The sequence below is a fragment of the Arcobacter venerupis genome, from assembly GCF_013201665.1.
Taxonomy (GTDB): domain Bacteria; phylum Campylobacterota; class Campylobacteria; order Campylobacterales; family Arcobacteraceae; genus Aliarcobacter; species Aliarcobacter venerupis.
The window spans coordinates 2524620-2538018 of sequence record NZ_CP053840.1; the positions used below are offsets into that span (position 1 = coordinate 2524620).

Here is a 13399-nt window from a genome sequence, read left to right on the forward strand (position 1 = left end):
TATCTTAAAGCTTATTTTAGATATTATATTATCCATATATATAAATACTTCGTAGGGGAAACATGGAATACTTAAAAATTATTGGGGGAAAAGATATTTCAGGAAGCGTAGAAATATCAGGTGCTAAAAATGCAGCCCTTCCTTTGATTGCTTGCACTATTTTAGGAAAAAATGAAATTACTATTGGAAACTTACCAGATGTAGTTGATATTAACACTTTTTTAAAGCTAATCAAAAAACTTGGTGGAACTTATGAAAAAGATAATCACACTGCTAAAATCAATACAACAACAATAAATAATACAACAGCAACTTATGATATTGTAAAAACAATGAGAGCATCTATTTTAGTTCTTGGACCAATTCTTGCTAGATTTGGACACTGTGAAGTTTCACTTCCTGGTGGTTGTGCAATAGGTCAGCGACCAGTTGATTTACATCTTAAAGCACTTGAACAAATGGGTGCAAAAATTGAAATTTTACACGGATATATAAGAGCTACTGCACCAAATGGATTAAAAGGTGCAAAAATAGTTTTTGATAAAGTAACTGTTGGTGGAACTGAAAATACAGTTATGGCAGCTGCTCTTGCTCATGGTACAACAACTATTATAAATGCAGCAAAAGAGCCTGAAATTGTACAACTTTGCGAAGTATTAGCAAATTCTGGAATAAATATTCAAGGAATTGGAACTTCAAAAATCATAATTGAGGGAACTGGACAACAATTAATAGATATAAAACCTTTTGATGTAATACCTGATAGAATTGAAGCTGGAACATATATGTGTGCAGCTGCTATTAGAAATCAAAAACTAACAATCAAAAAAGTAATTCCTCTACACCTAGAAGCTCTTATTTCAAAACTTGAAGAGATGAATTTTGAAGTATTACAAGATGACAATAGTGTTACAATCTTACCTACAGATGAAATCAAACCTGCGAATATTATAACAACAGAATATCCTGGCTTCCCAACTGATATGCAAGCTCAATTTATGGCTCTTGCAACTCAAGCAAATGGAACAAGTACAATTGATGAAAGATTATTTGAAAATAGATTTATGCACGTTAGTGAACTTTTAAGACTTGGAGCTGATATTCATCTAAATGGAAACACTGCAACTATTAATGGAAAAGCTGGAACTTTAAATGGAACAGATGTAATGGCAACTGATTTAAGAGCCTCATCTGCTTTAGTTTTAGCAGCCCTTGTAGCAAAAGGTGAAACAAATATTCATAGAATTTATCACCTAGATAGAGGTTATGAAAATCTTGAAGGAAAACTATCTCTTATTGGTGCTGATGTAAAAAGGTTTACTGAATAGCATCTTTTTTAATGATAAGCAGGAAAATCTCTTGCTTATCATTTTTTTTAAGTAAAAATTATATAAAATCTAAGTAACTATAAAATAAGGTACGTTATTAATGAAACTAGAAATTTCTTTATTCAAATTTGATAAAAACTCTGATTATTTACCATACTACACAAAACATTTTTTAAAAACTGAAAATGAAAAAAATATATTAGATATTTTAAATACAATAAATAAAAGTGCAAGATTAGGATTTACTGATTCTACTGATTTTGATTTGGTTGTAAACGGAATTTATGTAAAATCTTCAATTACATTAGAAGAAGTTGTAAAGAACTTTGGAAAAGAGCTTACTATTGAGCCTATATCAATTAGAAGAGCATATGATGATTTATTAATTGATGATAATGATTTTAAAGATAAAATGAAAATCTTAAGAAATTTGATGCAAGAAGAAGATAAAGCGGAATATTTAAAACTAAAACCATACTTTTACGCTTCTAATACTTTAAACTATAAAAGTGATTATATTGGTGATTCTATTTTAATCTTAGCCCATGATTTAATTAATAAAAATCCAAATTTGACAAACTATATACTTCTTGCTCTTGATGTTGTAGAAATTGGTGCACAATATCATACAAGTTTAGAAAATAGAATTTATAATTTTGATATGCAAATCGAAGAAAAAATTCAAAAAATTCAAGAGAGTTTGAACTTTTTTGATACACTTGAAAATCAAAATTTTAGATTAAATAAAACTTTGATTTTAGATTTTGCAGAGTTTGAAGAAAATTATGAAATAAAACATGATTTCAAAGATTTTAATATTGCTTATTATGCTTCTAAAAATTCAAAACAAACTTTAGATTTATTAGATAAATTGGATGCTAAAATTCTAAAACTTGATAGTTTGAAACTAGATTTAGCAAAACATACTTTTAATAGAAATCCTTTGATTACTTATCATGTTGCTGCAACAATTTTACTAGATGCTTTTGATAATAACGCAGATTTTTTACTTGTTGATACAGCTGAGGATTTTTATATTTTTGACTACAATAGAAAACAATTAGAAAAGGTTTGTGGAAGAGAAATCATTCTTCCAGTTATTCATAAAAATGAATTACAAAAATTAGTATCAGGAAATCATATTGAGGCTTTAAAAACATTAAAGAATCATCAAATTAATCCTGAAATAATTTAAGGATTAATTTTGATTTTAGATTTAACTTATGTGTTTTATTCAACTTTAATTATATTTTGTTTATTACCTCTTTATATTTATAGGGAAAAGATTTTTTCAAAAAACTATAAAAACAATGGAGGTTTTCCTCTATTTATAAGTGATTTAAAACATCATATGTCAAGTTTTCATCCAAAAATAAATATTGATTATCATATTGTTAATAGAACTGCAAATGAACAAAATATAGAATTAAGAGAAACCATGATTATTGAAAATGTTATTGCACAATTTTTCAACTATCCTTATTCTAAAAAGACTCAAAATGACATTCCAAGGGAAAAACATTGGATTAATTATGAAGAAAAATCTTTATCTAATCCAAAATATCCAAGTGATTGGCCATTAAGAAAAGAGTTTGCTTGGAAAAGAGATAATAAGTGTTGTAATAGATGTGGAAATAATCTTAATTTAAAAGATACTCATACTTGTTTTGTTAAAGACATAAAAGATGGTGGTGGGTATAATCTAGAAAATATCATAACTTTATGTATTGATTGTAATAAAATTCTTCATTCTCAAAATCCTAAAAGTACTATGTCATCTTTGGTTTTAAATGAAAAATTAATGGCTTTAATTCACTCTTAATTTTTCAATCCTAGTTTATAAGCATTATAAGAAACTCTATTTTTATCTTTTTGTTTTAGAACAATATTATAATTTACCCCAGTGCTTTTTAGTTCAAAAAACTCTATATTTTCTAATAAAATATCAATATAAGAATTTGCTTCAAAATCCAAAGTCATAGGTTGTAATTCATTAAAAGCTTGATAACTCTCAATTCTTACAAGTTTTTTTGATGAATTTATTAGATAAGTAATATTATTAAAAAAAGCATTATGGTAAGTATTGTTTGTAACTATTTTAACAATTGTATTTTTATTTTTATCATAACTAATAGTAATATTAGAAGACTCACCAAAATCTTCTAAAAAAATATTATGTAAATGATTGGACTCTTTCAAAGCTTGTTCTTTATTGGAAAAAAGATTATTTGAATGTTTTGTTTGGTCAATAGTTTTATATAAAAAAACAACTATTATAGAAAATAATGCAATTGAAATAAGGAGTTCTAAAAGAGTAAATGATTTTTTCATAATTCAATCTTAAAAGTATAAATCTTTTTTTTGATATTGCTATTTTCTAAACTATAAGTTCTTGAAAATATTGTTGTATTTATATAATTTAAATCACTTTCTATTGATTTTGACTCAATTTTATCATCTTTTATTAAAATCTTAATATCCTTTAACTCTTTTCTCATATCATCATTTATATATTGATATTTTTTATCTAAAAAAATATCCTCATTTTTATTTGATATTTCATCTTCAAAATCTACTGATAAAAGAACATAGTCATTTGATTTAGTATTTTCATCATTTTTTGAAATTAAAAAAATATTTTCACTTTTTATTTTAAGTAAAGTAATCATCACAACACTTAACATCACAATTGCAATAATAACTTCCATTAAAGAAAAAGCTTTTTTCACTATTTTATACCTATTCTTACAACTTCTGAAACTGAAGTATCCCCATTTTCTAACATCATTTTTAGTTGTTTATCTAAACTAATCATTCCACTTTTTAAAGCCATCTTCATCAAAGTATTATCATCAACATCAGTTTTTAAATACTCTTTTATCTCATCATTTATAATAAACAATTCACCAATAGCAACTCTTCCTTTATATCCTGTAAAGTTGCAAGATTTACAACCAACAGGTTTATATATAGTTTTATTTGAATCAAATCCAAAAAGTTTATGTGAAGCCAATGAATCGTCACGTTCCTTACAATCAGGACAAAGTGATCGAACTAACCTTTGTGCAAGAACAGCCAGAAGAGAAGATGAAATCAAAAACTTTTCAACTCCCATATCAATAAGTCTAGTAATTGCAGCTGGTGCTCTATTTGTATGAAGTGTTGAAAAAAGTAAGTGCCCTGTAAGTGCTGATTGAACTGCTATTGCTGCTGTTTCTGCATCTCTTATCTCCCCAACCATTATAATGTCTGGATCTTGTCTTAGAATGGATCTTAAACCTGCTGCGAAGGTAAGTCCAACTTTTGTATTTACTTGTATTTGTGAAAATTCATTTGATTTATACTCAACAGGGTCTTCTACTGTTATGATATTTTTTTCCTCACTAACTACTTGATGTAAAAGTGAATGTAAAGTTGTAGATTTTCCACTTCCTGTTGGTCCAGTAACCAGAACCATTCCATAAGAGTTCCCTAAAACACTTTCAAGCTCATCAGTTATATATGAGGGGAATCCCAATTCTTTGATGCTTAAAATATCTTCACTTTGCATCAAAATTCTCATTACTACTCTTTCACCATAAAAAGTTGGAAGAATTGAAACCCTAATATCTAAAGTTTTCCCTGCAACTTTGATTTGTGTTCGTCCATCTTGGGGAACTCTTTTTTCACTAATATCAAGATTTGAAACAACTTTTATTCTTGATATTACTAAAGACATAATATTTTTATCAAGTTCAATATGTTTTGTTAAAACTCCATCAACTCTATATCTAACCTCGGCTTTAAATTCATGCATTTCAATATGAATATCAGAAGATTTTTTCTTAATAGCTTGATAAAAAAGTGAATTTACAAATTTTATAATTGGAGCTGATTCTTCAGAAGTTAAAATATCACTTCCTACTTTTAAAAACTCACTAACAGAAAAATCATCATCACTTAAAGTTGCGTCCTCTTGTTCTTGCTGAATTGCACTCATCTCTTTATCTGTTTTTATTTCTAAAAATTTATTATAAAGCTTTTCAAAAGAGATGTCATCTAAAAAAACTATGTCTTCTTTTGAGTCGAGTTTTGATAGATAATCAAAAGAGATACTCATATAATCCCTTGAAAGAGCAATTACAACTAGCTCATCTATTTTTGTATATAAAACATAGTTTTTTAAGGCTGTTGTATAATTATTTGCTTCATCAAAGGGAACTAAATTTAGATTATGAATTTCATTTATATTCATTTTATTGTCCTAAAATTTCTTTTACTTTTCTTTCATGTTCAGTTTTTTTATCAACCTCTGAAATTGTTTTTTCTGGATTTAAATCTTTTAACTGGTCATTTAAATCAGCTATTTTTTCTTCTCTTTTTTGAGTTTCAACTCTTTTTTTAACTGCATTTTCTTTTAATCTAATTAAAGAATCTTCTAAATATTTATCTTCCATACCTTTAAGTTCTGCTAACTGATTTCTAACATAAGTAATATCTTTTGATTTTGGTATCATATACGGAGTTATAATTACCACTAAATTATTTTTCTTTACTGTATTTGAATCATTTGTAAATAGGTTTCCAACCAGAGGAATATAACCTAAAACTGGAACTTTTTGAATAGTTGATTCATTTTTATTTTCTATTAGTCCACCAATGATTACACTCTCACCATTATTTAAAATAGCTGTTGTTTTAATCTCTTTTTTCAAAGTATCAGGATTTCCACTAGCAGTTTGAGTAGTTTTAATTCCCTCTAATAAAGTACTTATTTCAAGAGTAACTTTTGATTCACTTGAGATTCTTGGTTTTACTTTAAGAGTTAATCCCACATCTTCTCTTTGATAATTTGTTCTTTCTGTTCCACCATCTGTTACTGAACTTGAAATCTGTATCGAGATTTTTTCGCCAACATAAATTGAACTCTCTTTATTATTAACAGCTAGAATAGATGGCTCTGAAACTACATCTAAAGCTCCATTTTGTTTTAAAAGATTTAATGAAGCTCCAAGCGCTAAACCAGATTTTATATCAGGAATATCCAAACCAATTGCATCTTTTACTAATGAAATTGAATTCGAACCACCATTCAAATTCGAAGAGAAAGTTGCAAGTCCATTACTTCCAGAAGTTCCTCCAAATATTCCATATTGAACCCCAATATTATTAACTACCTCATCATTTACTTCAATAATTCTAGCTTGTACATACACTTGACCTTTTTCCTTATCAAGTTCCTCTACTAATGTACTAATATATTCAAGTTCATCACTGGGTCCCATTATAACAATTGCATTTGATTCTTCATCTGCTGAAACTAAAGGTTTACTATTAGGATCTGCATATGTTTTTTTACCTACAATTGAATCAAGTATTTTTATTACATTTACAGCATCAACATTTTTTAAAGAAAAAACTTTTACTTCTCTTTTTATTAATGAACTATTACTATCTACATTTTTTATATATCTAGCTAAATAATTTATATTACTTTTTTCACCTATAATTACTAAAGAGTTATTATCTTTATTATCTACAATCGATACTTTTTGAGTTTCAACTTTTTCATTGAATTTTGATTTCGCTATTGCATCTAAATTTTTCTTTGCATCACTTGCATCTATATTTATAAGTTCAACAATTACAGTATCTTTATTCGCTCCTGAAGTCATTATATTTACAACCTCTTTAACTGTTGTTATATTATCTTTGAAATCAGTAATTACTAAAGCATTTGAATCTTTATTTGTAACCATTTTCCCATCTTTTGAAACTAAATGTCTTATTTTTGAAGCAATATAATCAACATCTGCATCTTTTACTGTAAAAACTTCTGTTACCATCCAATACAAATCATCTTTAGGATTATTATTAGCAACAGGAACATTACTATTTGCACTCTCATTTAATTTAACAATTCTTAACATTTCATCACTTTGAACTAAAGAGTAACCTTTGCCTTCAAGTACAAAACCTAATATTTTTATTAACTCATCTTTATTTACAGGTTTATTGGAAATAAAATCAACATTTCCTTTTATCTCTTCTGTTATCAGAATATTTTTATCTATGATTTTAGAAGTAATTTTTACTAAATCCATAATCTTTAAATCTTTAAAATTTATATTCATTTTTTCTTCAGCACTTAAAGTAAAAATAAATACTCCAACTAACAAAATCTTACTAATTAATCTCATAATTCAACTCCACTAATTCATTTTTTCTCAAAACCTCAATATTTAAATAAGTTGTATCTTTAATATTATTATAAACCTTCATCGCATCACCATAAGAGTTTAAAGCATTATTATTGATAGTTTTTATTATATCGCCCTCTTTTAAACCAATCTTTTCAAAAACAGAATTTTTCGTTATCTTACTTATTTTAAACCCCTCAACTTTATTATCATTTTTAATCTCATCTATTGCAATATTTTCCCAAATTTTTTCTATATTTGACGTATAAGAATTTAAATAATCTCTACTTATTATCGCTCCATTATTTTTTATAACAATCTCTTGATTTTGATTATTTAAAGGTTCACTAAATGAGGAATTACCACCTATTTCTTCTTTAATTTCCAATTTAAACTCTTTATTATCTTTTATAAAAAGTATATAGTTTTTGAAAAGCCTGAAAAGGGTATATCCATCAATTTGTTCACCTTGTGCTAAGATATAACTTTTATCTCCTGATTTTTCTTCTATTGTAATCCAACCCTCATCATTACTTCTAAAGTAGATAGCTTTTAAATTGTATTTTGATAAAGTCTGCACAATCTGTTTTGAATTTGTATCATCAACTTTTTTTTCTATATTTTTTATATTTGAATAAAAAGCATATTTTTTATAATCTAAAAATAAAGAATTATTTTTTATAAAATCAACACCACTTTTTGGAAGGTAAAAAAAGATTACACTATTTATTAAAAATGCTAATAAAATTATATATATAAAAGGTAATGATTTATGGAATAAAGTATTAAAATTTATATTCATAGATATACCTTTCATTTGTAAGTTTCATATTTTGTAGAAGTTTATTGTATGAATTTTTCATCATATTTGAAGCACTTAGCTCAATTTTTACTTCTCTTTTTAGAATATCAATATATCCACTTAATTCACCAAAAGTTCCTTTTGATTTAATATTGATTTTATTAAAATCAAAAATAGAGTGTTCAAAAATAACTTCATTTATTGGGGTTGGAGCAAAAGAGCTTAGAGAATCTAAAAAATTAATATTTTTAATAGTAACTTTTGTTTGAACTAAATATGTATTAAAAGTAATATCATCTACTTTTGAAATATTACTTCCTTGATAAAAAATATCTGCATTCATCACAGAAAAAGAAAATGGTTTCTCTTTTTTTATTTCATTTGAAATTATAATTTGATTTTTTTCTAACTCTTTTTCTAAAAGATTATAAAAAGATTCTTTTGGTAAGAATATTATAAAAAATACAATAAAAACAAAAATATACAAGAAGAGTTTTAATATTTTTTTCATTATTTGATACCTATTTCTAAATCTATAGAGTTTTTATCTAATTGCAATTTTTTGATAATTAATTGTTTATTTAAAACTTTGTTTAAAAAAATATCCAAAATTTCTGGATTAGCTGAATCAATTTTTATTTTTATAAGCTCTTTTGTTGCAGTTCTTGAAATCTGCTCTTTTGCAAAAATCTGACTTTTTGAAATCTCATCTAAGGTGCTATTTATATACTTTTCACTTGTCCAAGCATTTACTAAATTTTTAAACTCTAAAGCTTTACTTTCTAGCTGTTTTGTCTCTTCAACTTTCTTGTAATAGGCTTTTTTCTCATTTGAAATTGTATAAAAAGATAAAAAAACTATTGTAATAAAAAGTAAAATTATATATAAAGGATTTAATCTATTCATAATTGAACCTTTATATTTAAAATCAAATTATTTGAAGTGCTTGAAATTATTTTATATTTTTTTGAAATATACTTTTCTATTTTTGTCTTATCTACATTTAAGAAATTCATATCTAGTACATCACCTTGAAGAGTAATATCTTTTATATCTATACTATTATTTGCCAAAATATAAAACAAAGCGTCCCTTTTATTTATCTCTTTTTGTGCAATGTTAGTATTTGCTTTTATAATTGAATCAATTTGAATTGTGCTTGAGGGAAGATTATTTGAGACTTTTATTTTTTCTATTTTTTCATCAAGTTTTGATATTTCATTTTCATAGGCAAAATATTTAGAAAAGTTAATTGTGAAAATAATCGTACAAATAATCAAAACCATATAAATTTGTTTTGAACTCAAAAAATTATTGTAAAACTTTATATCTATTTTATTTGAAGATAGATTTATATTTTCAATAAAATCATTTAACACTACTTTTTGAGTTAATACTTCATTTGGAACTTTTACTAAAATATCATCACTTGTATATAAAAAACTTTTATCATCTATACAAAACTGTCTAAAATCTTTACACTCATTTTGTGCAAAATAAATAGCATTTACCAAAGATAGATTTATTCCTGAATCTTTTACAGCTTCAAATATTTTTTTATTTATATATGCAAAACATAGATATTTATTCTCATCTGATTTTATTACTTGATAAGAGAGTTCACTAACTTCTTGTAATACATCCTCAAATAATGGCGGTATTACAGCTTTTGCTTGTGTTATATTTTTTACAGGTATATCAAATACTCTAACCCAATAAAACTCAGGTGATAAAATAATATCTACCTTTGAAGTTTCATCTATTTTCATGTTAGAACATAAAAAAACTTTTTTACTTTTACTTGAAACTAAGCTCAAAATACTCTACTCCTCCATTTTTATTTAATATATAATATGCTTTTGCAAACTGTTTTATATAATCTACTTTTACAAATAATTCATAAAAAAGTATCTCTTTTTTTTCATCATTCGTATCCGTATCTTTTTTATCAAATTTTATAAAACCCAAATAATTTTTTAAATCTAAAATTCGTTTATCAGAACTCTCTTTTGTAACAGTTACTAATAAATCATCTAGTTGTTTATAGTTTTTTATATCTTGCTTATCTTTCATTAAATATCTAAAAGTTTCAATATCATAAACGCTATTATCCTCAAAAAACTTTTTTATAGATTCATAATCTTTTTCATCCTTACTTTTTAAAAGATTAATATTATATTTATCATACTCTTTAAGTTTTACTATGATTTTCGCATCTTTTACAACTATAGGATAATCAATATCTAAATAAGAGCTAATATCATTTTCTTGATTTTTAGATAAAATTTTTGATACTTCATCTTTTGCATTATTTAAAAGAAACATTATTTGTGTTTTAGTAAACTTACTATTTTGCTCATTTATATAAGAATCTGTATCTTTAAGATTTTGGATTATCAATAATGAAACGGCTGCTATAAAAAATAAAGAGATAAGTAAAACAATAGATTTTTTCATCTTAACCCAAATTCATAGAGAAGATTGGTAAAAGCATGGCAATAACAATAAATCCAATTGTTGAACCTACAAAAAGCATAAAAACAGGTTCTAATAAAGCTAAAAATATATCTGTTTTATCTTTATTTGCTTCATTATATAAAGAGGCTAAATTACTTAAAATTTGAGCTAATTTACTTGTATCTTCTCCAATTGCAATTGAGTGAATAAAAGCTTCATCAATTTTATATATTTTATTATTGCTAAGTAAAACAGAGAGTTTTTTCCCCTCAACTACACTTTTTGAAGCTTCAATAAAAACTCTTTTTATTACAGAGTTTTTTAAAATATTTGCACCTAAGTTTATGGCTTGAACTATTGGAACACCTGATTTTATCAAAATAGAATTCATATAAGAAAATCTTGAAAGTTCACCTTGTTCTATCATAGTTGAAAAAAATGGGATTTTTAAACAAAACTTATCAAAGGCGTATTTAAAAGTTTTTGATTTTTTTAGTAAAAAAATGAACCCGCCAATACTTATAATAAAAAACAAAAGTACATAAGCATAATTATTTGAAAAAAAATCACCTAATTTTATAACTAATTTTGTACTTGTTGGTAATTCTTGATTTATTTGAGTAAATATATCTGTGATTTTTGGAACGATGAAACTTAACATAAATCCAACCATAAAAAAAGATATAAAAAGAATAAACAAAGGGTAAGCCAAAGCAGAACCAACTTGTTTTTTAATTCTATCTTGCTCCTTTAAAAAAGTTGAAAGTTCAAATAAAACTGACTCTAACAATCCACCATTTTCACTTATTTTTATTGATTGTTTATAAAAATCTGGAAGTTTTATTACATTTTGAGAATCTAAAGCTAAATAAAAAGTCTTTCCTTCATCTAAATACGTAGCAATTGATTCAAAAAAAGAACCCAAAGTTTTATCATTTTTATATCTTTGTTTTAATAAATCTATTGATTGAATTAAAGAGATTCCTGAATTTAAATAGATACTTAAATCTCGACTTAGATATGATAAATTGGCTAAATTAATACTTTTTCTTCTTTTAAAAGAAAAATTTGATAAAGAAAAACTCTCTTCTTCCAAAGAAATATGTAAAATACCTTTTGCTTTTAATTTTAGTTTTGCTTCTTCTAGTGAAGCTGCTTCAAGTTTTGATTTGACTTTCAAACCATTTGAATCAAAACCACTATACTTAAAAAGCATCTCTTACCTCTTTTTGATTTACACTAAAAGTATCTGTACTTTCATATAAAGATTTATATTTTTTAGGCTTTGTAAAAATTGAATTAAAAACGAAAATTTCACTATCTAAAGTATCAGCAATAAACTCATTTGTTTTATAATCATTATTTATTTTCAATTCAAAAATTACATTGTGATTTACATTATCAACTCTTAACTCTTCAAACTCTACTTTTCTTTCATCGGCGTTATATTCGTATATATCAGGTTTTGTTTTAAAAAAGTTTGTTACTTTGAAATCTTTATCAAGAATTCCGTCTTTTTTTATATAACATGAAAATTCATCTTCAATACATAAAAAAGATAACTCTTTTTCAAACTCAAAATTATTTAACAAATACTCTTTTAAAGTTAATAAAGTTAATTTTTCAACATCTTTTTTCATATTAAAAGTACTATTTGAAAAAACTAAAAAATATGTAGTTGAAATAAGAATAATCACAATAATTAATTCAATTAGAGTAAAAGCTTTTTTTACCCTAATCAAATCCATATTTAATTGCCACATTTTGACAAATATATATCATCTTCACTGTTTTCTTTTTTGTCTGACCCAAATGATACTAAATCAAAACTATCATCAGTTGATATATAAATAAACTCATTCCCCCAAGCATCTTTTGGAAGTTTCCCATCTTCAAAGTATTTTTTCTCAACTAAAAGTTTTAATCCCTCTTCAGTTTTTGGGTAACTTGAAGTATCAAGTTTGTACATTTTTAATGTTTGAGCAATACTTTTCATTTGAATACAAACCAACTTATTTTTTGCTTCATCACTTTTACCAGTTAAGTTTGGCAAAACAAAAGCTGCAAGTAAACCTAAAATGATAATAACTACCATCAATTCCATTAATGAAAACGCTTTTTTCAAATCAATTCCTTATAAAAAAGAAGTATCCTATCTCAGTTTGGTTATATTTAGGTTACAAAATACTTTATTATTAAATAACTAATTAAATTATATAATTTACTCCTTAAATATATTTGAATTTTTTATTGAAATTATTTAGTTTGATTATAAAATTTTTATATTTGCTGAATTTTTTAAAAGTTTTTGTACATTTCTGATGATTCAAAAGAACGCTTAATTGTTAGATATTCATATATTTTCTGTATTCACTTAACATACTTTATATAAAGTCACTATAATTTTTCTAAAACAAACTATATCCATCAACTATTTGTTTATGTTGTTCCTTTACACTATTTTGAGCTGTTGAAGTATTATTCAAATTTTATACATAAACATGTATTTAGGATCTTTAGTTTCAATATATTTTTCCTGTAGTTACAATAAATAATCTTCACTAATAGAAATCGTAAATCTACTTATATTTGAATTATCTTCTATTTCACCAATAATTGGTACATATCTAGTA

15 protein-coding genes are annotated in these 13399 nt (G+C 24.9%); 3 read left to right on the top strand and 12 right to left on the bottom strand.

Features of this window, described 5'->3' with window-relative positions; all coding sequences use genetic code 11:
• The first annotated feature begins 62 nt into the window (after positions 1–62).
• From murA to AVENP_RS12515, 3 genes are all read left to right on the top strand, one after another.
• Entirely contained in the window at positions 63–1328 is a 1266-nt protein-coding gene (gene murA / locus AVENP_RS12505; protein ID WP_128360202.1) for a UDP-N-acetylglucosamine 1-carboxyvinyltransferase, read from the top strand.
• Between the two features lie 100 nt (positions 1329–1428).
• The gene (locus AVENP_RS12510; RefSeq protein WP_128360201.1) at positions 1429–2523 is read left to right on the top strand and encodes a DUF5644 domain-containing protein; all 1095 of its coding nucleotides are present in this window, start codon (positions 1429–1431) and stop codon (positions 2521–2523) included.
• A gap of 9 nt (positions 2524–2532) precedes the next feature.
• Positions 2533–3150 carry an HNH endonuclease gene (locus tag AVENP_RS12515; RefSeq protein WP_128360200.1) on the top strand — a complete coding sequence of 206 codons (618 nt, stop codon included), beginning with the start codon at positions 2533–2535 and terminating at the stop codon, positions 3148–3150.
• On the opposite strand, the gene AVENP_RS12520 is transcribed toward AVENP_RS12515, so the two are convergent.
• From AVENP_RS12520 to gspG, 12 genes are read right to left on the bottom strand one after another with little or no spacing between them, the layout of a single operon-like run.
• Positions 3147–3659, bottom strand: coding sequence for a PulJ/GspJ family protein (locus tag AVENP_RS12520; RefSeq protein ID WP_128360199.1), 513 nt, complete (start codon positions 3657–3659; stop codon positions 3147–3149). The genes AVENP_RS12515 and AVENP_RS12520 overlap by 4 nt on opposite strands.
• Positions 3656–4057 (bottom strand): type IV pilus modification PilV family protein, encoded by a 402-nt coding sequence (locus AVENP_RS12525; RefSeq protein ID WP_128360198.1) that lies wholly within the window; start codon positions 4055–4057, stop codon positions 3656–3658. Before AVENP_RS12525 ends, AVENP_RS12520 begins: the two co-directional genes overlap by 4 nt.
• Entirely contained in the window at positions 4057–5562 is a 1506-nt protein-coding gene (locus AVENP_RS12530) for a GspE/PulE family protein (RefSeq protein WP_128360197.1), read from the bottom strand. The genes AVENP_RS12525 and AVENP_RS12530 overlap by 1 nt, the downstream gene beginning before the upstream one ends.
• Position 5563: 1 nt before the next feature.
• A complete protein-coding gene (gene gspD / locus AVENP_RS12535; RefSeq protein WP_172664312.1) occupies positions 5564–7507 on the bottom strand; it encodes a type II secretion system secretin GspD in 1944 nt (647 codons plus the stop codon).
• Positions 7494–8309: a PDZ domain-containing protein gene (locus AVENP_RS12540; protein ID WP_172664313.1), complete on the bottom strand. Its 816-nt coding sequence runs from the start codon at positions 8307–8309 to the stop codon at positions 7494–7496. Before AVENP_RS12540 ends, gspD begins: the two co-directional genes overlap by 14 nt.
• Positions 8293–8820, bottom strand: coding sequence for a hypothetical protein (locus AVENP_RS12545; RefSeq protein WP_128360195.1), 528 nt, complete (start codon positions 8818–8820; stop codon positions 8293–8295). The genes AVENP_RS12540 and AVENP_RS12545 overlap by 17 nt, the downstream gene beginning before the upstream one ends.
• Positions 8820–9215 carry a hypothetical protein gene (locus AVENP_RS12550; RefSeq protein WP_128360194.1) on the bottom strand — a complete coding sequence of 132 codons (396 nt, stop codon included), beginning with the start codon at positions 9213–9215 and terminating at the stop codon, positions 8820–8822. The genes AVENP_RS12545 and AVENP_RS12550 overlap by 1 nt, the downstream gene beginning before the upstream one ends.
• A complete protein-coding gene (locus AVENP_RS12555) occupies positions 9212–10126 on the bottom strand; it encodes a hypothetical protein (protein WP_128360193.1) in 915 nt (304 codons plus the stop codon). The genes AVENP_RS12550 and AVENP_RS12555 overlap by 4 nt, the downstream gene beginning before the upstream one ends.
• A complete protein-coding gene (locus AVENP_RS12560; RefSeq protein ID WP_128360192.1) occupies positions 10107–10766 on the bottom strand; it encodes a hypothetical protein in 660 nt (219 codons plus the stop codon). Before AVENP_RS12560 ends, AVENP_RS12555 begins: the two co-directional genes overlap by 20 nt.
• Before the next feature lies 1 nt (position 10767).
• Entirely contained in the window at positions 10768–11982 is a 1215-nt protein-coding gene (locus tag AVENP_RS12565; protein ID WP_128360191.1) for a type II secretion system F family protein, read from the bottom strand.
• On the bottom strand, positions 11972–12529 hold the full coding sequence (locus AVENP_RS12570; protein WP_128360190.1) for a prepilin-type N-terminal cleavage/methylation domain-containing protein: 558 nt from the start codon (positions 12527–12529) through the stop codon (positions 11972–11974). Before AVENP_RS12570 ends, AVENP_RS12565 begins: the two co-directional genes overlap by 11 nt.
• Positions 12517–12891 carry a type II secretion system major pseudopilin GspG gene (gene gspG, locus AVENP_RS12575; RefSeq protein WP_128360189.1) on the bottom strand — a complete coding sequence of 125 codons (375 nt, stop codon included), beginning with the start codon at positions 12889–12891 and terminating at the stop codon, positions 12517–12519. Before gspG ends, AVENP_RS12570 begins: the two co-directional genes overlap by 13 nt.
• Between the last annotated feature and the right edge of the window lie 508 nt (positions 12892–13399).